This is a genomic window from Luteimonas endophytica (genome assembly GCF_029887875.1).
Taxonomy (GTDB): domain Bacteria; phylum Pseudomonadota; class Gammaproteobacteria; order Xanthomonadales; family Xanthomonadaceae; genus Luteimonas; species Luteimonas endophytica.
In genome coordinates, this window is record NZ_JARXRM010000046.1 from 58,353 (window position 1) to 81,030 (window position 22,678).

At 70.0% G+C, this 22,678-nt stretch carries 20 protein-coding genes; 13 read left to right on the forward strand and 7 right to left on the reverse strand.

The features are described 5' to 3' along the window. The first annotated feature begins 2 nt into the window (after positions 1-2). Entirely contained in the window at positions 3-1,913 is a 1,911-nt protein-coding gene (locus QFW77_RS17875; RefSeq protein ID WP_280576195.1) for an N-acetylmuramoyl-L-alanine amidase, read from the forward strand. Positions 1,914-2,144: 231 nt separating this feature from the next. Continuing rightward, complete coding sequence (locus tag QFW77_RS17880) at positions 2,145-4,397, forward strand: SpoIID/LytB domain-containing protein (RefSeq protein WP_280576197.1); 2,253 nt, start codon at positions 2,145-2,147, stop codon at positions 4,395-4,397. On the opposite strand, the gene QFW77_RS17885 is transcribed toward QFW77_RS17880, so the two are convergent. Continuing rightward, entirely contained in the window at positions 4,381-5,289 is a 909-nt protein-coding gene (locus QFW77_RS17885; RefSeq protein ID WP_280576199.1) for a hypothetical protein, read from the reverse strand. The genes QFW77_RS17880 and QFW77_RS17885 overlap by 17 nt on opposite strands. A 383-nt stretch (positions 5,290-5,672) precedes the next feature. Here QFW77_RS17885 and QFW77_RS17890 point away from each other — a divergent pair, with 383 nt between their 5' ends. The 10 genes from QFW77_RS17890 (at position 5,673) to QFW77_RS17935 (ending at position 14,812) form a co-directional block, all read left to right on the forward strand. Beyond that, on the forward strand, positions 5,673-6,107 hold the full coding sequence (locus tag QFW77_RS17890) for a hypothetical protein (RefSeq protein ID WP_280576200.1): 435 nt from the start codon (positions 5,673-5,675) through the stop codon (positions 6,105-6,107). Continuing rightward, the gene (atpB, locus tag QFW77_RS17895; RefSeq protein ID WP_280576202.1) at positions 6,104-6,979 is read left to right on the forward strand and encodes a F0F1 ATP synthase subunit A; all 876 of its coding nucleotides are present in this window, start codon (positions 6,104-6,106) and stop codon (positions 6,977-6,979) included. The genes QFW77_RS17890 and atpB overlap by 4 nt, the downstream gene beginning before the upstream one ends. Before the next feature lie 54 nt (positions 6,980-7,033). After that, positions 7,034-7,318 carry a F0F1 ATP synthase subunit C gene (gene atpE / locus QFW77_RS17900; protein WP_425603389.1) on the forward strand — a complete coding sequence of 95 codons (285 nt, stop codon included), beginning with the start codon at positions 7,034-7,036 and terminating at the stop codon, positions 7,316-7,318. A gap of 90 nt (positions 7,319-7,408) precedes the next feature. Further along, positions 7,409-7,879 carry a F0F1 ATP synthase subunit B gene (locus tag QFW77_RS17905; protein ID WP_280576204.1) on the forward strand — a complete coding sequence of 157 codons (471 nt, stop codon included), beginning with the start codon at positions 7,409-7,411 and terminating at the stop codon, positions 7,877-7,879. 4 nt (positions 7,880-7,883) lie between these two features. After that, positions 7,884-8,411 (forward strand): F0F1 ATP synthase subunit delta, encoded by a 528-nt coding sequence (locus tag QFW77_RS17910; RefSeq protein WP_280576205.1) that lies wholly within the window; start codon positions 7,884-7,886, stop codon positions 8,409-8,411. A gap of 164 nt (positions 8,412-8,575) precedes the next feature. Beyond that, positions 8,576-10,126, forward strand: coding sequence for a F0F1 ATP synthase subunit alpha (gene atpA / locus QFW77_RS17915; RefSeq protein ID WP_280576206.1), 1,551 nt, complete (start codon positions 8,576-8,578; stop codon positions 10,124-10,126). 121 nt (positions 10,127-10,247) lie between these two features. Then, positions 10,248-11,111 carry a F0F1 ATP synthase subunit gamma gene (atpG, locus tag QFW77_RS17920; RefSeq protein WP_280576207.1) on the forward strand — a complete coding sequence of 288 codons (864 nt, stop codon included), beginning with the start codon at positions 10,248-10,250 and terminating at the stop codon, positions 11,109-11,111. A 152-nt stretch (positions 11,112-11,263) separates the two neighbouring features. Then, positions 11,264-12,694: a F0F1 ATP synthase subunit beta gene (gene atpD, locus QFW77_RS17925; RefSeq protein WP_280576208.1), complete on the forward strand. Its 1,431-nt coding sequence runs from the start codon at positions 11,264-11,266 to the stop codon at positions 12,692-12,694. Between the two features lie 116 nt (positions 12,695-12,810). Continuing rightward, positions 12,811-13,236, forward strand: coding sequence for a F0F1 ATP synthase subunit epsilon (locus QFW77_RS17930; RefSeq protein ID WP_280576209.1), 426 nt, complete (start codon positions 12,811-12,813; stop codon positions 13,234-13,236). Between the two features lie 361 nt (positions 13,237-13,597). Then, on the forward strand, positions 13,598-14,812 hold the full coding sequence (locus QFW77_RS17935) for a DmpA family aminopeptidase (protein ID WP_280576210.1): 1,215 nt from the start codon (positions 13,598-13,600) through the stop codon (positions 14,810-14,812). 12 nt (positions 14,813-14,824) lie between these two features. Here QFW77_RS17935 and QFW77_RS17940 read toward each other — a convergent pair whose 3' ends face one another. Continuing rightward, on the reverse strand, positions 14,825-15,208 hold the full coding sequence (locus QFW77_RS17940; protein ID WP_280576211.1) for a GtrA family protein: 384 nt from the start codon (positions 15,206-15,208) through the stop codon (positions 14,825-14,827). Between the two features lie 150 nt (positions 15,209-15,358). Between QFW77_RS17940 and glmU the strand changes: the two genes are divergently transcribed. After that, a complete protein-coding gene (glmU, locus tag QFW77_RS17945; protein WP_280576212.1) occupies positions 15,359-16,723 on the forward strand; it encodes a bifunctional UDP-N-acetylglucosamine diphosphorylase/glucosamine-1-phosphate N-acetyltransferase GlmU in 1,365 nt (454 codons plus the stop codon). 130 nt (positions 16,724-16,853) lie between these two features. On the opposite strand, the gene QFW77_RS17950 is transcribed toward glmU, so the two are convergent. The 5 genes from QFW77_RS17950 to QFW77_RS17970 are packed head-to-tail and all read right to left on the reverse strand — an operon-like array spanning position 16,854 to position 22,676. Next, the gene (locus tag QFW77_RS17950; RefSeq protein ID WP_331487982.1) at positions 16,854-18,164 is read right to left on the reverse strand and encodes a sensor histidine kinase; all 1,311 of its coding nucleotides are present in this window, start codon (positions 18,162-18,164) and stop codon (positions 16,854-16,856) included. Beyond that, positions 18,164-19,504, reverse strand: coding sequence for a sigma-54-dependent transcriptional regulator (locus QFW77_RS17955; RefSeq protein ID WP_280576213.1), 1,341 nt, complete (start codon positions 19,502-19,504; stop codon positions 18,164-18,166). Before QFW77_RS17955 ends, QFW77_RS17950 begins: the two co-directional genes overlap by 1 nt. Positions 19,505-19,560: 56 nt before the next feature. Then, entirely contained in the window at positions 19,561-20,058 is a 498-nt protein-coding gene (locus tag QFW77_RS17960) for a nuclear transport factor 2 family protein (protein WP_280576214.1), read from the reverse strand. A gap of 26 nt (positions 20,059-20,084) precedes the next feature. Further along, on the reverse strand, positions 20,085-21,317 hold the full coding sequence (locus tag QFW77_RS17965; RefSeq protein ID WP_280576215.1) for an ABC transporter permease: 1,233 nt from the start codon (positions 21,315-21,317) through the stop codon (positions 20,085-20,087). 48 nt (positions 21,318-21,365) lie between these two features. Further along, positions 21,366-22,676, reverse strand: a complete 1,311-nt coding sequence (locus tag QFW77_RS17970) for an ABC transporter permease (protein ID WP_280576216.1) — start codon at positions 22,674-22,676, stop codon at positions 21,366-21,368. Positions 22,677-22,678 lie beyond the last annotated feature (2 nt).

Consider the following 22,678-nt stretch of genomic DNA (forward strand, 5'->3'; position numbering starts at 1 on the left):
CGATGAGGATTGGATTCGGGATGAAGGCGCTATGTGGCGCCGTCCTGGCAGCGGCCAGCGCCACGGCCGTGTCGGAAGATGCGCACCGCGTGGCTGGCGGGAGCAAAACCGCACCACAGTCGACCGCGGACGCCGGCGCACTGGAACAGCGACTGCGTCAGGAAGAAACTCGTCTGCGCGCCGAGCGCGCCGCCTATCCGGGACATTTCCGCCGCGCCTATGCCGCCTATCCGCGGATTCCGGCCGGGACCCTCGAGGCGATCGCCTACGTGCAGAGCCGCTGGCAACCGCTCGCGCCGGAGGCGGAGAATCACGGCCATCACCACATGCCCGCCGCGTACGGGGTCATGGGGCTCTACGCCGGCGACGGCTTCGCCGACCAGGTCGGCGAGGCGGCGGCGCTGCTGGGCGTGCCGGGCGAGCGGATCAAGGCCGATCCGGCCACCAACATCCTCGCGGCCGCGGCGCTGCTGGACCGGCTGATGCGCGGCAAGCCGGTGTCCTCGCTGGAGGACGCGGCGCCGCTGCTGGCCCGCTATGCCGGTTTCGGCCAGGATCCGGGTGACAGCGCGGTCGGCGACTACGCCCGCGCCAGCTTCGCCTTCGACGTGCTGCTGGCGCTGGACCGCGGGGTGAACGAGAAGGGCATGGTGGTGCCGCAACGGGCGGTGGCCTGGGAACAGGCGTTCGATGCCGACACCCTGGTCCGGCTGAACGCGCCGTTCGTGCGCCTGGACGTCGAAGGCGACCGCATCGAGACCGACAGCCACGCGATCGACCCGGTCAGCGAGCGGCTGGTGCGCCGCGACGGCGCCGCGGGCAAGGGCCCCGACATGCAGCCGCTGAGCACCGACTACGGCCCGGCGATCTGGAACCCGGCGCACTCGTCCAACTACACCGCATCGCGCAGCGCGGCGGTGAGCGCGGTCACCATCCACACCGCCCAGGGCAGCTACGCCGGCACGATCTCGTGGTTCAAGAACGCCTCGGCCAACGTCAGCGCCCATTACGTGATTCGCAGCTCGGACGGCCAGGTCACCCAGATGGTGCGCCACGCCCATACCGGCTGGCACGTGCGCAACCACAACAGCTACACCCTGGGCATCGAGCACGAGGGCTACGTCAACAACAGTTCCTGGTATACCAGCGCGATGTACAACGCCTCGGCGGCGCTGGTGCGTCACTTCTGCGCCAGCTACAGCGCGATCAGCTGCACCGCGGCCTACAGCGGCGCGCCCAGCAGCGGCATCAACGTGCTGCCGACCAGCATCAGGATCAAGGGCCACCAGCACTTCAGCGGCCAGACCCACACCGACCCGGGCATCAACTGGAACTGGAGCCACTACTACGGCCTGCTGAACCCCGGCAGCGGCGGCGGCACCGCCTATCTGGACCGCTTCGAGTCCAGCGTCGGTCACTTCAACACCAGCCCGGCGTATTCGGGCAGCACCACCGGCATCTCCACCGCCTCCACCGCCACCCGCGACTGCACCACCCGGCGCTACGGCAACTGTTCGCTGCGGGTCCTGCTCAGGGACAATCCCAACACTTCCGCCAGCTGGGCGGTGCGGCTGCTCTCGGGCGCCGGAAACCCGGGGAGCAACACCGCGCTGTCGCGCAGCAACGGCAGGGTCGGGTTCTGGGCCTGGTCCGGCGGCAGCGGCATGAGCGTGGGCGTAGGCATCGACGACAGCGACGGCACCGAGCGTTCGGCCAATCGCGCGCTTCCGGCCAACCAGTGGACCTACGTCGAATGGAGCCTCACCGATGCAGGCCAGTGGAACGGCTGGGTCGGCAGCGCCAACGGCGCGATCACCGCTTCCAGCGTGAAGCTGGACGCGATCTGGCTGTACCGCGCGCAGACCAGCTACGACGTCAACGTCTACATCGACGACGTGCAGATCCGCAACTGACCGCGGCGGGCAGGCGGGGGGCGACCAGCCCCCCGCGTATTCCGGGCCGCCGGCCAGCGCAGGCGGCCCGCTCGTAGGAGCGCGCCATCCACGCGAAGTCCACGAATCCGCCAGCGCCTGGAATCATCACCACCCCCGCCGGCCCCATCCGCGGTCTTCGCGGCCAGGGGCCGCTCCTCCGCAGCCGTTTCGCTTGCCGTCGAATTGACGACCCCGCACGAGGATCACGTCATGCCCATCGCTTCGGATCGCGGCCACCACCGCCGCGGCGCGTCGGCGCCGCGCGCGGTCGTGCTGCTCGCATGCGCCGCGCTGCTGGTGCTGGCCGCGGCGTACGCCCAGCGGGCGAGCCGGGGCGCCGCCGTGGAAACCATGGTCGGGGAATCAGCGCAGGGAGCCCAGGCGGGCGCATCGGCCCCCCGCCGGCCGGCGCGAGTCGGCGCCCCCGGCCTCGCAGCCGGAAAGGTCGCGCCGAGGATCCGGGTGCGCGACAGCGCCAGCGGACGCGCGCTGGCGGCGCGCCTGGTGCTGGAGCACGCGGCCGGGGCGGCACCGCCGCTGGACGCGCACATCCCACGCAGCGGCGCGCGGCTGCCGGACACCGCGCCCGGGGAATACCTGGTCACCGCGGCCGCCCCGGGCCAGGCGCCACTCGCTGCGCGGATCGTCTTCGATACCGCGCCGCTCCCCATCACGCTGTGGTTGCCGCCCGCGGCCACCTCCACCGCGCTGCACCGGCAGGCGCTGGCCGCGCTCGACTGCGGCCATTGCAGCCTCATCGGCGGCCACGTCTACGACCGCGACAGCGGGGTCGCCGTACCGGGTGCCGTGGTCGCGGCGGACGGCGGACAGCGTGCGGTCACCGACGCCGAGGGGGCTTTCGAATTGCTGCTGCGGCTGCCGCCGGCGCCGGATGGGGCCGAGACGCCACCGGCATCCGCCACCCTGACGATTTCGGCCGGCGGGTACCGCCGCCAGCAGCTCGAAAGGGTGGCGCTGTCGCCCGACGCCGCGCACCACATCATCGACCTGGAACGCGGCTCGGGCGTCGATCGCCAGGACCATGGCCATGTCCTGGCGAACACGCGCTCCGGGGCGGGCGTGGAGCCGGGAACCGGCGCCGACGTGCGCGCGCCGCACGAGCCACCGGGCGCCGACCGCGGCAAGGCCCACGACCCGGCCGGTCCCGACCACGCGCAGCGCGCGGCCAGGCTCGCGCGCGCCGCGGCGGTTCCGGTGCCGGCCAGCATCCGCGTGGGTACCGGCTGTTCGGGGCGCAGCTGCACCGGTGTCTCGGTGTACGAGTTCGAGGACTACGTGGGCCGCGGCCTGGACGACGAGTGGATCGCCTCGTGGGATCCGGACTCGCTGGCGGCGGGCGCGGTCGCCTACCGCAGCTACGCGGCGTGGTACGTCGCCAATCCGGTCGGCGCCGCCTACGACATCTGCAGCAGCACCTCCTGCCAGGCATTCGGATCCGCCGCCTGGTCGGCGACGGTGGCCGCGGCGGCGGCCACCCGCGGCGTGCTGCTGACCCGCGACGGAAGCAGCGCGGCGTTCGCCGAATACTCGGCCGAGAACAACGCCTGGGACGATCCTTCCGACGGTCGATCCTGCAGCAATCCGGACCTCTCCTGCGGCAACGGCCGCAACGGCTCGCCCGCCAACGGCTGGCCGTGCCTGGCCGACGAGGTCGGTCGCGGCCGCGGCTGTTTCGGCCACGGCCGCGGCATGAGCCAGTGGGGCACCCAGCGCTGGGCCGCCGATCACGGCCGCGGCTGGCGCTGGATCGCGGACCACTACTACAACGGCAACGGCCGCCCGGGCGGCATGCGCAACGCCTTTCTCGCCAATCTCGATCCGATCGCCGCCGAGATACTGGAAGATTTCGAGGCCGGCGCCGGCCGCTTCGATCGGCAGCCGACCGAGTCCGGCAGCACCGTCGGCGTGTCCGGCGCCTCGCGTGCGCAGCGCGACTGCGGCGTGCGCCGCGACGGCGACTGCTCGCTGCGGGTGCTGTTGCGCGACGACCCGGCGGTGACGGCGGACTGGTCGGTCCGGCTGCTGTCCGGCGGCGGTTCGCCCGCGGCCAACCGGCCGCTGCCGGGCGATGCCGGGATCGGCCTGTGGGTGTACTCCGGCGGCACCGGCATGCGCATCGGCATCGGCATCGACGATGCCGACGGCACCGAGCGATCAACGAGCCGCGCCATCGCCTCGAACCAGTGGACCTGGCTGGAATGGAACCTGGCCGATCCTGCACAGTGGAACGCCTGGGTCGGGGGCAGCGACGGCGCCATCGACGGCGCGCGCGTGACCCTGGACGCGATCTGGCTGTACCGCGCCCAGACCGCGTACGACGTCAACGTCTACCTCGACGACGTGCAGATCCGCGAGGGACCCCGGCCGCCTTTCGCGGGCGGCACGCTGCCGCCCGCGTTCACCACGCCAGCGGATGCCCTCCGGGTCAGAACCGCACGCTGACGCCCGCCAGCGGGCCGTGCACCTTCAGCCGCCCGGTGAGGGTGCCGTCGTATTCCAGGCGCTCGATTCCCACCGGGTCGCCGGCATCGCCGGCGTCCACGCTGCCGCTGAAGCCGTCGGCCATCTTCAGCCGGAACCAGTCGTAGCCGACGTGCACGCCCACCCGCTCGGTGACCATGTACTCGACCAGCAGGCCGCCGCGCTCGAAATGTCCGTCCTCCTCGAGGAAGTCGCCCCACTGGGCATCGAGGTACTGGCCTTCCAGGCTGACCTGCCACTTCTCGTTCGGGGACCACGCCAGGCGCGTGTGCACTCCGGGGGTCCATTCGCTGCGCTTCCAGCGCACGTCGACCGACTCGGGGTCGAGCTCGTCGGTGCCGGTCGAGGTGCCGCGCAGCCGCGTCTCCAGCCGGGCATGGGTGACACCCAGCCCCACGCCCCACTGGAACGCCGGCGTGTCGACCACCGCGAACTCGTAGTTGAGGTTGGCCAGCGCGAACTCGAAGCGCGCATCCGCGTCGACCGCCGGGATCTCGGCCTCGCCCGGAATCCCGTCCGGAGCGAGGGTACCGCCGTCGAAGCTCCAGGACTCGCCGCGACGGTAGTCGTAGAAATTGCCGATCAGCCGCTGGCGCGGGCTGATCCGGAACCAGGCCGACCCGCGCGGGCGCCATTCGCGGCCGATGTCGAACGACGCGCTGTCGTCGAAGGTGGCGGTGTCGGTGCCGTCGGTGATCGCGCCTTCTGCGCTGAAGGCGAGCGATGCCTCGGGGTTGAAGCCGCTCAGGCGCAGGGCGAAGCGGTGATCGTCTTGTTGTTGGGCGTGGGCGGGCAGCGCGAACAGGCTGCCCGCCACGCACAGCCCGCAGGCGAGGCGTGGGATGCGTGTCACTGGGTGCTCCTGATTGTGGGGGAGCGGCGCCGTACGCTGCGTCGCCGCGCGGCGGATTTGGCCGCAAACGCGATGCAGCCGACGTGAAGCCCGGTGCGTCGTGGGAGATTCGGGGGGAAGCGTGCACGCGGCGAGCGAGCGGGCGGCGCACGAAGCGGAGGCGTCGTCCGGCGCCTCCCAGAGGCCCCGAGGCGGGCTCGGAAAAGAGCGAGCCCCGGCCGGGGAGGCCGGGGCTGGCGGGCCCGCCGTGGAGATTCGACGAGGAAGAGCGACGGGCCAGCAGGACTGACCGGTGCCGGAGCCGAAGGTTCCCCGCGCGGTGGATCGGATCGCCGGGGCGCGCTCCGGCGCCGCGCGGCGGGCCCAGCCGGGACCTCCGGCGCTTGCCGCTCAAACCGCCGGACTGCTATACTTTTGCGGCTTTGCAGCCCCCCGAGCACGCCAGAATCCGATCCGACCGGACCCGTCGCGCCGCGTTCGCGCTGCCGCTGGTCCAGGCCGCGACCGGGCTGGCCGGCGCGGGGGTGCTGGCGGCGCTCGCCGGCGGTCCCGCCGCGGCGGGTTTCCTCGCCGGCGCTGCCGTGGTCGCGGCGGGATTCGCGATCTTCGGCTGGCGCACGGCGGGGCAGTCGCCGGTCGCCCCGGCCGGGCGCATGTTCGCCCGGTTGCTGGTCGGGGTGGTGCTGAAGTGGCTGGTGATCGGCGCCGGCGTGGCCCTGGCCATGGCAAGCGCCGCACTGCCCGAGGGATTCGTGCTGGCGGGCGCCCTGGCGGCGTTCCTGGCGTACATGTTGAGCTTGCCCTGGTTGCTTCGATGATCCCCGCAGACCTTTTCCGCATCGCCGAAAGCCCGAGCGAATACGTCACCCATCACCTGCAGCACTGGCAGGTCTCGATCGGCGAGGGCGCGTTCTGGACCCTGAATATCGACAGCCTGCTGGTCTCGCTGCTGATCGGCGTGCTGGCCATGGGCACCTTCTGGATGGTGGGCCGCCGTGCCACCGCCGGCGTGCCGTCGAAGTTCCAGGCCTTCATCGAGATCGTCGTCACTTTCATCGACACCCAGGTCAAGGACGTCTTCCACGGCAACCGCAGCTTCGTTGCGCCGGTGGCGCTGACCATCTTCGTGTGGGTGTTCCTGATGAACTCCCTGAAGATGATCCCGGTGGATTTCTTCCCCGGCGTGGCCGCCGCCGCCGGTCAGGGCTACTTCCGTGCGGTTCCCACCACCGACCTCAACATCACCGCCGCCATGGCGGTCATGGTGCTGCTGCTGATGTTCGGCTTCGCAGTGAAGGCCAAGGGCGCGTTCGGCTTCGGCAAGGAGCTGTTCACCGCGCCGTTCCACGCCCAGGGCGCGGGCATGAAGGCGGTCCTGGCGCTGCCGAACTTCGGCCTGAACGTGATCGAGTACCTGTCCAAGCCGGTCAGCCTGGCGATGCGGCTGTTCGGCAACATGTACGCCGGCGAGCTGGTGTTCCTGCTGATCGCGCTGCTCGGCATGGCCGGCGGCAACATGCTGCTCGAGGCCGGCATGGGCGCCAAGGCCGGCGGTGCGCTCGCGTTCCTCGGTGCGGTCGCGGCCGGCGCCGCCTGGTCCATCTTCCACATCCTGGTGATCACGCTGCAGGCCTTCATCTTCATGATCCTGACCGTGGTCTACCTGTCGATGTCCTCCGAGGCGCACTGACGCGCCAGGATCTCCCGTTACCCTTCTCCCTTTCACCTGCACCCTGCCAGAGGAATCACCATGGAAGTCACCGCTCTCGTCGCCGCCATCCAGGGCTACACCGCTCTCGCCATCGGCATCATCATCGGCCTCGGCGCCCTGGGTGCCTGTATCGGCATCGGCATCATGGGCTCGAAGTTCCTCGAGAGCGCCGCGCGTCAGCCGGAGCTGGTGCCGATGCTGTCGGGCCGCATGTTCCTGCTCGCCGGCCTGATCGACGCCGCGTTCATCATCGGCCTGGCCATCGCGCTGTTCTTCGCGTTCGCCAACCCGCTGCTCAGCGCCGTCGCCGGCGGCTGATCCGGCACCCGGATGCCGCGCACGCCGGCCGGCGCGCGCGGCGAAGGTCGGGCGTCGCCGACGCCCGTTCGCCAATAGCGGAGCAACACGATGCAAATCAACGCAACCTTTCTGGGCCAGGGCATCGCGTTCGCGATCCTGATCTGGTTCAGCTGGAAGTTCATCTGGCCGCCGCTGATGCGCGCGATCGAGGAGCGCCAGCAGAAGATCGCCGAGGGCCTGGCGGCGGCCGACAACAGCCAGAAGGCGCTGGCGCAGGCGCAGGAAAAGGTCAACGACGAGCTCAAGGCGGCGCGCGCCAAGGCCAACGAGATCATCGAGCAGGCCCACCAGCGCGCCAACCAGATCATCGACGCGGCCAAGGCCGAGGCGATCGCCGAGGGCGCACGCCAGAAGGCGCTGGTCGACTCGGAGATCGAGGCCTCGGCCAACCGCGCCCGCGAGGATCTGCGCCGCCAGGTGTCGCTGCTGGCGGTGAGCGGCGCCGAGAAGCTGCTGCGCCGCGAGATCGACCCGGCCGCGCACAAGGCGCTGCTCGACGAGCTGGCCGCGGAGATCTGAGCCGATGTCCCAGGCCCTCACGCTCGCCCGTCCCTACGCCCGCGCCGCGTTCGCGCTCGCCCGCGACGGCGGCGGCCTTGCCGAATGGTCCCAGGCGCTGGCGTTCGCCGCGCGCGTGGCGGCCGACCCCCGGGTCGCGTCGCTGCTCGGCCATCCCGGGCTGGACGACGCCGACGCGGTGATGCTGCTGGCGCCGGAAGGCGCAGCGCAGCCGTTCGCCGACTTCCTGGCGCTGCTGGCCGAGAACCGCCGGGTGGCGCTGCTGCCGGAGATCGCCGGTCAGTTCGAGGAGCTGCGCGCCGACGCCGAACGGATCGTGCGCGCCACGGTGACCTCGGCGGCCGAGCTTCCGGCGGCCGAACTGGACGGCATCCGCAGCGCGCTGGCGAAGCGCTTCGGCCGCCAGGTCGAGCTGGAAACGGCGGTCGACGAGGCCCTGATCGGCGGCGCGGTGATCGCCGCCGGCGACGTGGTCATCGACGGCTCGCTGCGCGGCAAGCTGGCGCGGCTGCAGAGCGCGTTGGCGAGCTGACGCGTGATCGAAAAGACCGGCCTCCAGCCGTTGGACACCGTGATTGGTGATTCGCAAGCGCAGTACGCCGCCCTGCCGATCGTCAATTGCCAACCGCGAATCACGTAACGACACATCGAAGCCGCGACCTCATAAATCGCGACCCACGATCTAGGACCCACACCATGGCAACGACCCAGCTCAACCCCTCCGAAATCAGCGAACTGATCAAGGCCCGCATCGACAAGGTCAAGCTGGCCGCCGAGGCGCGCAACGAAGGCACCGTCACCTCGGTGTCCGACGGTATCGTGCGCGTGCACGGCCTCGCCGACGCGATGCAGGGCGAGATGATCGAGCTGCCGAACGACACCTTCGCGCTGGCGCTCAACCTGGAGCGCGACTCGGTCGGCGCGGTGGTGCTGGGCGACTACGAGCACCTGCGCGAGGGCGACACCGCCAAGACCACCGGCCGCATCCTCGAGGTGCCGACCGGCCCCGAGCTGCTGGGCCGGGTGGTCAACGCGCTGGGCGAGCCGATCGACGGCAAGGGCCCGATCGCCGCCGCGCAGACCGCACCGGTGGAGACCATCGCGCCGGGCGTGATCTGGCGCAAGTCGGTGTCGCAGCCGGTGCAGACCGGCTACAAGGCGATCGACTCGATGATCCCGATCGGCCGCGGCCAGCGCGAATTGATCATCGGCGACCGCCAGACCGGCAAGTCCGCGGTGGCGATCGACGCGGTGATCAACCAGAAGGGTACCGGCGTCAAGTGCATCTACGTGGCGATCGGCCAGAAGAACAGCTCGATCGCCAACGTGGTGCGCAAGCTGGAGGAGAACGGCGCGATGGAGCACACCATCGTGGTCGCCGCCTCGGCCTCCGAGTCGGCCGCGATGCAGTACATCGCCCCGTACTCGGGCTGCACCATGGGCGAGTACTTCCGCGACCGCGGCGAGGACGCACTGATCATCTACGACGACCTGTCCAAGCAGGCCGTGGCCTACCGCCAGATCTCGCTGCTGCTCAAGCGCCCGCCGGGCCGCGAAGCCTACCCGGGCGACGTGTTCTACCTGCACAGCCGCCTGCTCGAGCGCGCCGCGCGCGTCAACGAGGCCTACGTCGAGAAGTTCACCAACGGCGAGGTCAAGGGCAGGACCGGCTCGCTGACCGCGCTGCCGATCATCGAGACCCAGGCCGGCGACGTGTCCGCGTTCGTGCCGACCAACGTGATCTCGATCACCGACGGCCAGATCTTCCTCGAGACCGACCTGTTCAACGCCGGCATCCGCCCGGCGGTGAACGCCGGCATCTCGGTCTCGCGCGTCGGTGGCGCGGCGCAGACCAAGATCATGAAGAAGCTCTCCGGCGGCATCCGCATCGCGCTGGCGCAGTACCGCGAGCTGGCCGCGTTCGCCCAGTTCGCATCGGACCTGGACGAGGCCACCCGCAAGCAGCTCGAGCGCGGCCAGCGCGTGACCGAGCTGATGAAGCAGAAGCAGTACGCGCCGATGCCGGTCGCCAACCAGGCGCTGTCGATCTACGCGGTCGACAAGGGCTACATGGACGACGTGCCGGTGACCAAGATCGGCGCGTTCGAGGAGGCGCTGCACGCGCACTTCGCCAACACCGCCGGCGAGCTGATGGACAAGGTCAGCGCCAGCGGCGACTGGAACGACGAGATCGAGGCCGGTTTCAGGAAGGGCATCGAAGAGTTCAAGCAGACCGGCTCGTTCTGAGCCGGCGTAGTTGGTGATTGGTGATTGGTGATTCGTAGAAGCGGGTAAGCGTGGCTGGCGGGGATTCGCTCTTGCGAATCACCACTCACCAATCACGAATCACCGCGAACGGAGCGAGCAGATGGCCGGCGGCAGAGAAATCAAAACCAAGATCAAGAGCGTGCAGAACACCCGCAAGGTGACGCGTGCGCTGGAAATGGTCTCGGCCTCCAAGATCCGCAAGGCGCAGGAGCGGATGAAGTCGTCGCGTCCGTACGCGCGGGCGATGAAGCAGCTGATCGGGCACCTGGCGCAGGCCAACTCCGAGTTCCAGCACCCGTACCTGGTCGAGCGCAAGCAGATCAAGCGGGTCGGCTACCTGATCGTCTCGTCCGACCGCGGCCTGGCCGGCGGACTCAACAACAACCTGTTCCGCAAGCTGCTCGGCGAGATCCGCAAGCACCAGGAGGCGGGCGTCGAGGTCGACGTGGTGACCATCGGCCAGAAGGCCACCGCGTTCTTCCGCCGCCTCAAGGTGAACATGCTGGCCAGCGTGACCCACCTCGGCGACAACCCCGAGGTCGAGCAGCTGGTCGGTGTGATCAAGGTGATGCTCGACGCCTATGGCGAGGGCAGCGTCGACAAGGTGTTCCTGGTCTACAACGATTTCATCAACACCATGACCCAGCGCGCGGCGTTCGACCAGCTGCTGCCGCTGCCGGCGTCCGACGAGCCGATGGCCCGGCACGACTGGGACTACATCTACGAGCCGGATGCCGAGCGCGTGCTCGAGCACGTGCTGACCCGTTACATCGAATCCCTGGTCTACCAGGCGGTGATGGAGAACGTCGCCTCCGAGCACGCCGCGCGCATGGTGGCGATGAAGTCCGCCAGCGACAACGCGACCAAGCTGATCGACACGCTCAACCTCTCGTACAACAAGGCGCGCCAGGCCGCGATCACCCAGGAGATCTCGGAGATCGTAGGCGGGGCCGCGGCCGTCTGACGACCGCCCGCTGTGGTCCGGGATTGGTGATTGGCGATTCGAAGAAGCAGCGAACCGCGCTTTGACGAATCACGAATGACCAATCCCGATCACGAAACAGCAATCCGCCGGCCGGATCCGGCAACCAGAACAGGCAATCGGAGCGACACAAAATGAGCAACCAGGGCAAGATCGTCCAGATCATCGGCGCCGTCGTCGACGTCGAGTTTCCGCGCGACAGCGTGCCGCGGGTGTACGACGCGCTGAAGGTGCAGAACACCGACATCACCCTCGAGGTGCAGCAGCAGCTCGGCGACGGCGTGGTGCGCGCGATCGCGCTGGGCTCCACCGACGGCCTGAAGCGCAACCTGGTCGCCGACAACACCGGCGCTGCGGTCTCGGTCCCGGTAGGCGTCGCCACCCTGGGCCGGATCATGAACGTGCTCGGCGAGCCGATCGACGAAGTCGGCGAGATCGAGACCAAGGAGCGTTGGGAAATCCACCGCCCGGCGCCGAGCTACGAGGACCAGGCCGCCACCAACGAGCTGCTCGAGACCGGCATCAAGGTCATCGACCTGATGTGCCCGTTCGCCAAGGGCGGCAAGGTCGGCCTGTTCGGCGGCGCCGGCGTGGGCAAGACCGTGAACATGCTCGAGCTGATCAACAACATCGCCACCCAGCACAGCGGCCTGTCGGTGTTCGCCGGCGTCGGCGAGCGCACCCGCGAGGGCAACGACTTCTACCACGAGATGATCGAGGCGGGCGTGGTCAACCTCGAGGACAAGGCGCAGTCCAAGGTGGCGATGGTCTACGGCCAGATGAACGAGCCGCCGGGCAACCGCCTGCGCGTGGCGCTGACCGGCCTGACCATGGCCGAGTACTTCCGCGACGAGAAGGACGAGTCGGGCAAGGGCCGCGACGTGCTGTTCTTCGTCGACAACATCTACCGCTACACCCTGGCCGGCACCGAGGTCTCGGCGCTGCTGGGCCGCATGCCGTCCGCGGTGGGCTACCAGCCGACCCTGGCCGAGGAGATGGGCGTGCTGCAGGAGCGCATCACCTCCACCAAGACCGGCTCGATCACCTCGATCCAGGCCGTGTACGTGCCCGCCGACGACCTGACCGATCCGTCGCCGGCCACCACCTTCGCGCACCTGGACGCGACCGTGGTGCTGAGCCGCCAGATCGCCTCGCTGGGCATCTACCCGGCGGTCGATCCGCTCGATTCCACCAGCCGCCAGCTCGACCCCAACGTGATCGGCAACGAGCACTACGACACCGCGCGCCGGGTCCAGGCCACCCTGCAGAAGTACAAGGAGCTCAAGGACATCATCGCGATCCTGGGCATGGACGAGCTGTCCGAGGAGGACAAGCAGGCGGTCTCCCGCGCGCGCAAGATCGAGCGCTTCTTCAGCCAGCCGTTCCACGTGGCCGAGGTGTTCACCGGCTCGCCCGGCAAGTACGTCTCGCTGAAGGACACGATCCGCGGCTTCAAGGGTATCGTCGACGGCGAGTACGACCACCTGCCGGAGCAGGCGTTCTACATGGTCGGCAGCATCGAAGAGGCGGTCGAGAAGGGCAAGAAGCTGGCCGAGTCGGCCTGATTCCTGCTCCCTCTCCCGCTCGCGGGAGAGGGTCAGGGTGAGGGCCCACGGCCCATCGCCCTCACCCCCGGCCTCTCCCGCAAGCGGGAGAGGGGGAAACGGAAGAGAAGCGAGTTATGAGCAGCACCATCCGTTGCGACATCGTCAGCGCCGAGGCCGAGATCTTCCACGGCGAGGCCACCCTCGTGGTCGCCACCGGCGAGGTCGGCGAGCTCGGCATCGCCCCGCGCCACGCGCCGCTGATCACCCGGCTCAAGGCCGGCAAGGTCGTGGTCACCCAGCCGGACGGCTCGACGCTCGATTTCGCCATCGGCGGCGGCATCCTCGAAGTGCAGCCGCAGGTGGTGACGATCCTGGCCGATACCGCGATCCGTGCCGACGACATCGACGAGGCGGCGGTCAAGGCGGCCAAGGAAGAGGCCGAGCGCGTGCTGGCCGGGCGCGGCGAGGCGATGGACGTCGCCGAGGCGCAGCAGAAGCTGGCGGAGGTCACCGCGCAGCTGCAGGCGCTGGAGCGCCTGCGCAAGAACCTCAAGCACTAGGCCGGAATCGGGGAGAGGGAACCAGATCCCGGGCGTTCCTCGTCCGACGCGCGGTTCCCCTGCGCGATGTCGACGTCCGGAGTCCCGTCCGGAACGCTCGCGGCCAATCTCCCGTAGGAGCGCGTCGTGCGCGCGAAGGCCGGCGCGCTTGGCCATACCTGGGATTGCGGTCCACCCGGCCGGGACCGTCCGCGGCTTTCGCGGCCATGGGCCGCTCCCACGGGCGATGCGGTCCGGGTCGGTCCCGCAGGCGCGCCATGCGCGCGAACGCCGGTCGGCGGCGGACCGGCGGCCACTTGCGTGCTTGGCGGTGCCGGCATACGGTCGGTGGGACCGGACTGCGGGCGGGAGGAAGCTGACGATGCGAGATCGTGCGACGGCGGTGATCGCCCTGCTGCTCGTTCCGGCGCTGGCGGCGTGTCCGCTTTCCGGTTTCGCCGAAGCGTCGGAACCGCAACCGGCGCAAAGCGCTGCGGCCGGCGCTTCGACCGCTACGCGCCCCCGCGCCCGCGAGGCCGGGGTGGTCATCGGCAGCCTGCCTACCGGTCCGCGCAACGCCATCGTCGACGTGCCGGGCGTCGCGGTCGGCCACGCCACGATCGTCGAGGGCGACGCCATCCGCACCGGGGTGACCGCGATCGTTCCGCATCCCGGCGATCTCTACCGCGAGCGGGTCCCGGCGGCCATCCACGTCGCCAACGGCTACGGCAAGCTGCTCGGTTCAACCCAGGTCGAGGAACTGGGCGAACTGGAAACCCCGATCCTGCTCACCGGCACGCTCGGGGTATGGAAGGCCGCCGATGCCATGGTCGCCTGGATGCTCGCGCGCCCGGGCATGGAACAGGTGCGCTCGCTCAACCCGGTGGTCGGAGAGACCAACGACGGCTTCCTCAGCGACATCCGCGCCCGGCCGATCCGGCCGCAGCACGTGGCACAGGCGCTGGAAAGCGCCTCCACCGGCAACGTCGAGGAGGGCACGGTCGGTGCCGGCACCGGGACCGCCGCGTTCGGCTGGAAGGGCGGGATCGGCACCAGCTCGCGGCGCCTTCCGGAGGCGGCCGGAGGGTATACGGTGGGCGTGCTGGTGCAGAGCAATTTCGGCGGCGATCTGGTGATCGGGGGGGTGCCGGTGGGCCGCACGCTGCCGGATCCGGACAGCCAGGCCGCAGGCGCCGGGCGGGGCGAGCGGCCGCCCGCCGACGGCGACGGCAGCATCATGATCGTGGTCGCCACCGATGCGCCGCTGGATGCCCGCCTGCTGCGCAGGCTCGCTTCGCGAGCGGTGATCGGCCTGGGCCGCACCGGCGCATCGATGAGCAACGGCTCGGGCGACTACGTGATCGCGTTCGCCACCGCCGGCGAGGTGCGGATGCGCAACGACGCGAGCGTGCACGCCACCCGGCTGCTGGCGAACGACGCCATGGACGGGCTGTTCCGCGGCGTGGCCGAAGCCACCGAGGAGGCGATTGTCAATTCGATGTTCCGCGCCACCACCGTCGCCGGCCATCGCGGCACGCTGCGCGCGCTGCCTCTGGAACGGGTGCTGCCGCTGCTGGGCGGTACCGCGTCGCCCTGAGGCGCCGCCGGATCAGCGCTTGTAGATCCAGTGCCGGGAAAGCACGAACCCCACCCCGCCCAGCGCGATCTCCACCACCGGCTTGGCCAACCAAGCCCACTGCAGCCCCAGGTAGTCGTCGACCTGGCCGATCGCCCAGGTGCTCACCAGGGTGGTACAGACCCACATCAGCAGGAACCGTTGCAGCTGGGTCCGGCCGAGCGCGGTATCCTCGCCGGCGAACGTGAAGCGCCCGTTCATCCAGTAGCCGAACATCGCGCCGCAGATCCGGCCCACCACGTTGGCCTGGCGCACGGGCAGGCCGGCGTGGCTGAGGGCCACCATCACCGCCCAGTCCAGCAGCCATTGCAGGCCGCCGATCACCAGGTAGCTGCTCGACTGTCGGGTGAGGCTCAAAGGGGTCGGATCCGGAGCTCGGCCGCGTCGCGGCGGAAGGGTCGGCGATTGCTGCGGCAGCGGTCACGATGCGTCGGCCCGCGGGGCGCATGCTAGCAGCCTGCACCGTTAGAATTCCGAAATTCCAGCCAGCGAAGTTCCGGAGCCGCCATGAGCACCCCACTGCACGTCGTGATTCTCGCCGCGGGCGAAGGCAAGCGGATGAAGTCGCGCCTGCCGAAGGTGCTGCAGCCGATCGCCGGGCGGCCGATGCTCGAGCACGTGCTCGACACCGCGCGCGCGCTGTCCCCGGCGGGCATCCACGTGGTGTACGGCCACGGCGGCGACCAGGTCCGCACCGCCCTGGCCGGCGTGGACGACGTGACCTGGGCGGAGCAGGCGCGCCAGCTCGGCACCGGCCATGCGGTGCGCCAGGCGATGCCCGCCGTTCCGGACGGCGCCCAGGTGCTGGTGCTCTACGGCGACGTGCCGCTGCTGACCGCGGCCACCCTGAAGCGTCTGCTGTCCACCGACGGGCGCATCGCGGTGCTTGCCGCGGAACTCGAGGAGCCGGACGGCTACGGCCGCATCGTGCGCGATTCGGAGGGTCACGTGGCGGAGATCGTCGAGCAGAAGGACGCCGATGCCGAGCAGCGCCGTATCGACCTCGTCAACACCGGCATCCTCGCCGCAGAAGCGACCGCGCTGAAGGGCTGGCTGGAGCGGCTGTCCGCCGACAACGCCCAGGGCGAGTACTACCTGACCGACGTCTTCGCGATGGCCGCCGACGAATTCAGCGCCGCCGAGATCGTGCTGGTCGACGACCCGCTGGAGGCCGAGGGCGCCAACGATCCCTGGCAGCTGGCGCAGCTGGAGCGCGCCTGGCAGCGCCGCGCGGTGCGCGCGCTGTGCGGCGAGGGCGCCCGCTTCGCGGATCCGGCGCGGGTGGACGTGCGCGGCAGGGTCGGCGTGGGCCGCGATGTCGAGATCGACGTCGACGTGGTCTTCGAGGGCGAGGTCGAGCTGGGCGACGAGGTGCGTATCGGACCGTTCTGCCGTCTCAGGAACGTGCGCCTGGCCGCCGGCACCGAGGTCCGTGCGCACTGCGACCTGGACGGTGCGGTGACCGAGGGCGCGGTGACGATCGGCCCGTTCGCGCGGCTGCGGCCCGGTACCGTGCTGGCCGACGGCGCGCACATCGGCAATTTCGTCGAGACCAAGAACACCACCGTCGGCGTCGGCAGCAAGGCCAACCACCTCGCCTACCTGGGCGACGCCACGGTCGGCGCCGGCGCCAACATCGGCGCCGGCACCATCACCTGCAACTACGACGGCGCGAACAAGTTCCGCACCGTCATCGGCGACCGCGCCTTCATCGGCTCCAACGCCTCCCTGGTGGCGCCGGTGACGATCGGCGACGACGCGACCACCGGCGCCGGATCGGTGATCGTCAACGACGTGCCGGCCGGCAAGCTCGCACTGGCGCGCGGCCGGCAGACGGTGATCGAAGGCTGGCAGCGACCCACCAAGAAGTAGCCGGTGGCCGAGCCTTCGCCGGACCCGGCCGCGGCGCGATTCCCGCAGGAGCGGCCCATCGCAGCGCAGGCTGCGGGCCGTTCCGGCCCGGTGCGTGGCCATGTTCGGCATCGGTGCCGGCGCCGCGCGCTCAGGCGGGAATGGTGATGCTCACGCACAGCCCCCCGCCGTCGCGGTTGAGCAGCGAGATGCGGCCGCCGTGGGCTTCGCTGATCTCGCGCGCCAGCGCCAGGCCGAGACCGGTGCCGTGGCGCTTGGTCGAGTAGAACGGCAGCAGCGCGTTGGCCAGCACCGAAGCGTTCATGCCGCTGCCGCGGTCGAGCACGTCGATGCGCCAGGCATCGGGCAGCCGGCGCAGCGCCAGCCGCACCTCATCGGCAGGGGAGCCCGATTCGTGGGCGTTGCGCAGCAGGTTGATCAGGCACTGCTCGAACTGCGCCACGTCGAAACGCGCGTTGCCGTCGCCGCCGCTGCCGTCGAAGGCGAATTCCACCTGGTCGCGCAGCCGCGCCACGAATCCCGCCCACGCCACGTTCTCCAGCCGCGGCGCCGGCAGCTTGGCGAAGCGCGCGTAGTCGCGGATGAAACCCTCCAGGTGCCGCGCGCGCTCCTCGATCGTGGCCAGCGCGCCGGGCAGGCGCTCGAGCTGGCCGCGGCGCAGCAGCTCGGCGCCCGAGTGCGCCAGCGAGGCGATCGGCGCGAGCGAGTTGTTGAGCTCGTGGCTGATCACCCGGATCACCTTCTTCCAGGTCTGCACCTCCTGCCGGCGCAGTTCCGCGGTCAGCTGGCGCAGCAGGATCAGCTCGTGGGCGCGGCCGTTGAGGCGGAACGCGCGCCGCGACAGGTGGTAGATGTCCTCGCTGTCCTGGTCGCCGACGCCGAACATGGCGTCGCCGCCGCGGGCCACCGCTTCGCGCAGCGCCTCGGGCGAGCGCGCCAGCAGCGCGTCGAACGATTGCCCCTCCAGCCGGCGCCCGTCGCCGAGCAGCTTGCGCGCGGCGATGTTGCCGTGGACGATGCGGCGGCCGGAATCCAGCAGCAGCATCGCCACCGGCGTGTTCTGCACCATGGTGTCGAGCAGCAGTTCGCGCTGGACGATGCCGGTGCGCTGCTCGCGCAGCACGTCGCCCAGGCGGTTGTGGGCGGTGACCAGTTCGATCAGCTCGCTGTATCTGTTCCAGGTGATGCCGAAGTTGTAATCGCCGTCGCGGTAGCTGTCGACGGTGCCGGCAAGGGCGCGGAAGAGCGCGCGCAGCGGCACGATGGTGCGCCAGAGCGCCACTGCCAGTGCAGTCCCGACCAACGCCGCGGCGAGGGCGGCTGCCGACCACGTCGCCATCCACGTCGAGAACAGGGCTGTCGCCGCGGCCGCCCCGGCGGCCCCGGCGCTGGAGATCGCGATCAGGCGAATCGCCAGCGGCAATACCCGGAGAATGCGCATCAGCTTCGCCGGAGGCCGAGCTTGTCCATGCGCCGGTACAGCGCCTGGCGCGAGAGGCCGAGATCGGCCGCGGCCTGCGCCAGCACGCCTTCGTTGCGGCGCAGCGCGGACTCGATCGCATCGCGGTCCGGCTCGTCCGCGGCGAGGGCCGGCGCCGGCCGCGGCGGCGGCGCGAACCCGAGCGCCTCGGCGCCGATCGCGGTACCCGCGCTGAGCAGCGCGGCGCGCTGGACCGCGTTGCGCAGCTCGCGCACGTTGCCCGGCCAGGGGTGCCGCAGCAGCGCCTGCTCGGCGTCGCGGGCGAGCGCCTTGCCCGGCGGCAGGAAGTGCCGCGCCAGCGGCAGGATGTCGTCCTGCCGCTCGGCCAGCGGCGGCAGCTTCAGCTCGATCGCGTTGAGGCGGTAGTACAGGTCCTCGCGGAAGCCGCCGGCGGCGATCGCGGCCGGCAGGTCGGTATTGGTGGCGCTGACCACGCGCACCCGCACCTGGCGCTCGCGGTTGGAGCCCAGGCGCTCGAAGCGCCCGGTCTCGAGCACCCGCAGCAGTTTCATCTGCCCGGCCAGCGGCAGGTTGCCGATCTCGTCCAGGAACAGGGTGCCGCCGTCGGCGGCCTCGAACTTGCCGTCGCGGGCCCGGCTCGCCCCGGTATACGCGCCGGCCTCTGCGCCGAACAGCTCGGCCTCGATCAGCTCGCCGGGCAGGGCGCCGCAGTTGAGCGCCACGAACGGGCCATCGCGGACCGCCGAGTTGGCGTGCAGGATCTCGGCGTACTTCTCCTTGCCGGCGCCGTTGGGGCCGGTGATCAGCACCGGCAGCTCGGAACGGGCGACCTGGCAGGCCAGCGAGAGCAGGCGCTCGCTGGCGGCGTCGGCCCAGACGATGCCGCGCAGGTCGTAGTCGCGTTCGAGGGCCTCGCGGCGGCGCCGTTCGCCCTCGCGCTGGCGGGCCCGCTCGCGGCGGTGCGCAGACAGCTCCAGCAGGTGCTGGACCGTGGTCAGCAGCTTGTGGTCGTCCCAGGGCTTGGCCACGTAGTCGGCGGCGCCGGCCCGGATCAGCTCCACCGCCGATTCCAGGTGGGTCCATGCGGTCAACAGGATCACCGGAAGTTCCGGATGGCGGGCGTGGATCCGGTGGAACAGCGCCACCCCCTCGTCGCCCGAGGTGGTGTCGGCGCGGAAATTCATGTCCTGGATGACCAGGTCCACCTGGGTCCGCTCCAGCGCCTCCAGCGCCGCTTCCGGCGAATCGGCGGCGGTGGTTCCGATGTCGTGCAGCGAGAACAGCACCTCCAGCGCGGTGGCCACGGCGGGATTGTCGTCGACGACGAGGATATGGGGCATTGGGCGCACGGCGAGGGAGAGAGCGGGCGGTTCGGCGGTGGTGTCGCGGTGCCGCTTCAGTCTTCGGGGCTCGAGTGATCGTAGCTCATGACTTCCCTGAGCAGCCAATCTCCATCGACCAGGAGATAGAGGTGGGTGAACCTGGCGCTGCTGGTATGGACGTCCGCCTTGCCGTCTTCCCGGAGGAAGAAGCGGTGGGTGCCGCTCTGGATGGCTCCGTACAGGTCGCCGTCCCGATAGAGCGGGAACACCTGCAAGCTGCCTTCGTCGACCACCCTGATCGGCTTGGGACCGGATGCGGGGCAGACGTACCGGCGCGTGTTCTCGAGAAAATCCGCGCGGTCCTGGTAGCCGCCCTGGTCGTGGTAGAAGTCCAGCCGGGGGTGGATCGCCCGCTCGAGATAGCCGAAATCGCACTGGTTGAAGGCGCGTTCGAAGAAGATCCGGTCGTGCTCGCGCAGGGTCTCGAAGAGTCCGGGCTCGCCGGCCGGTCCGGCCCACGCGGCCGCGGCCGGCAGGGCGAGCGCCAAAGCGCCGATGAGTGTCTTGATCAATTGCGTCTCCTGGTTGTTCGGCCGAATCAGACAGAGCGGGTGGCGACGGCCGGGGGCACCGATGCGGCGCGCCGCGCCGGCCAGAACACCGCGAACTGGCCGAGCAGCCACAGCGCGACGGCGCCTACCGGCAGGTACACCAGAGGCAGGCGCGGCAGTTCGTACCGGCCCATCAGCAGCTGGTTGATGGCGTAGGCCATCAGCATGCCGACGACGATGCCGAGCGTCGCCAGCAGGAAGTTCTCGACCTGGAAGTAGCGCAGGATCTGCCCGCGGGTGGCGCCCAATGCACGGCGCACGCCGATCTGTTTGGTCCGCTGCTGCACCCAGAAACTGGCGAGCCCGACGATGCCCAGGGCGGTGACCACCAGCAGCGCGATGCACACCGCGACCAGCAGCCAGACCATGGCCCGGTCCTCCTGGTAGTACTCGCGGCGCAGTTCTTCGAGGGTCTTGGTGTTCTCTTCCAGGATGATCCGGTTGGGACCGTTCGACAACAGAGCCTCCTTGGCGGCCTCGAGGACTTCCTGGCGGCGCTCCGGATCGGTGCGCAGCATGATGTTGCTGCCGACCGTGTAGGGCAGCCGCAGCGGAAGGATCATCGAGAACTCCTTCTCCGCCGGCCCGCCCTGATCGCTCGGCCGGATCAGGTGCTCGACCACTCCAACCACCGGGGTCGCCTGGTTTCGCGACAGATAAACCCGCTTGCCGACCGCGGACTCCCCGGGAAAGAGCCTCTCGGCCGCCTTGCGCGTGATGATCAACGCGGTGGGCGGGATATCGGCGCCAGGGGCGTCGACGACCTCCCATTCCTGGATCTCGTCGGCGTTGAAGTTGCGGCCCTCGAGCAGGCGCAAGCCGAACGTTGGCAGGAAGTGCTCGTCGCCGAAGTACTGGGTGAGATTGGCGGTGGGCCGCTGCTGGTCCGGCACGAGGCCGACGGACGTGTTCCAGGAGGAGTTCGTGAACGGTACCTGGTTGGTGGCGACGGCTGCCTCCACCCCGGGTAGGCCGCGCAGCAGGGCGAGATCGGCGCGGGTGAGGGCCGCAGCGTTGTCGTCTTCGCCGATACCGGTGATCTGGATCCGCACGATCTCGTTGTCGGCCACGCCGCTGACCAGGTTGATGCGTTCGACGCGGTTGCTGATCAGGAACAGGGCGTTGCAGATGATCGCGCAGCTAAGCGCGATCTCGACCACGATCAACGCAGCGGCGGTCTTGTGGCGCAGCAGGGTGGAGAGGATCGGACGAATGTCCATGGAATGCTCCGGTATCGGGGTCGCCTGCCGGCCGGGCAGGCCGTCGGGCTATTGGGTCTTGAGCTGGATCGCCGGGGCCACCTGCATCGCGCGCCAGGCCGGCAGCAGCCCGGCCAGCAGGCTGGCGAAGAGCGCCAGGAGGAACGTGGCCACCAGCATCGCAGGATCCAGTCGTGCGAGATCGGCGTAGCTGGAAGGCTGCTGGCGAACGGCCCAAAGCCCAAGTTGTGCCAGGCCCAGGCCGAGCACGCCGCCGGCCAGGCCGATGGTCCCGGCCTCGACCAGGCACTGGGCGAAGATTGCCCGCCGCGACGCGCCGAGCGCTCGGCGCACGCCGATCTCGCTGCTGCGGCGCAGGAACTTCGCCAGCAGCAGGCCGACGGTATTGACCAGGCAGACCAGCAGGAAACCCAGCGCCAGCCACACCTGCAGGCGCACGTCGCCGGGCACCACGCGGTTGAATTCCAGCCACTCCATGACGCTGCTGAGGCGCACGTTGTCCGGGCGTTCGAAGCGCCCCGCCGCACGCTGTTGCGCCGAGTAGTTGGCGAGGTACTCGCGATACTCGTCCACCTTCTCCGGCGTGCCGAGCTCGACCCAGTACTGGATCCACACGCAGGGCGCGTTGACGCCGGTGGCGCCCTCGGGATCGTCGCCAGGCTGGCCCCAGCAGTTCATGCTGCCGTTGCGTCCCATTTTCAGGTCGCGCGAGGTCGAGAACGGTACGAACACCTGCTCCGGCTCGCCGTAGCGATCGCTGTTCATGTCATAGAACTTCGGGGTTGGGCGCCAGTCGTCGATCACCCCGACGATGCGAAACGCTTCCTTGTCGATGCGCAGGGTCCTGCCGACGCTGTTCTGGCCGCCGAAGACCTTGTCGTTGAGCGATTTGGCGATCACCGCGACTCGATCGTGGCGTTCGTCGGCTTCTGGGGGCCAGCCGGTGCCATGCAGGAACGGTAGCTCGAACATCGGGAAGAAGTCGCTGGTGGCGTAGCGCGCGTCCACGAGGAACGGGTCCAGGCCCTGCACGTCCGGCTCGATGCTGGCCGAGCCGCCGGTGGTCATGGTCTGCCGGTCGCCGCGCTTCTCGCGCAGCATGGCCTCGGCATCGAAGCGGGTGAGCTGGGTTTCCGGTTCGTCCCCGGGAGTGAAATCCCGCAGCGACTGCGGGTCCATCTGCGGATAGAACAGCTGGTCGCTCTTTTGCGGAATCGGATCGCCGGACAGCACGTAGAACACCGTCAGCGTGGTCATGCTGGCGCCGATCCCGAGGGCGATCGCCAGGACCATCAGCGCGGTCAGCACCTTGTTGCGGCGGAAGCTGCGCAGGGCGAGGTTGAAGTAGTAGGCGAGCATGG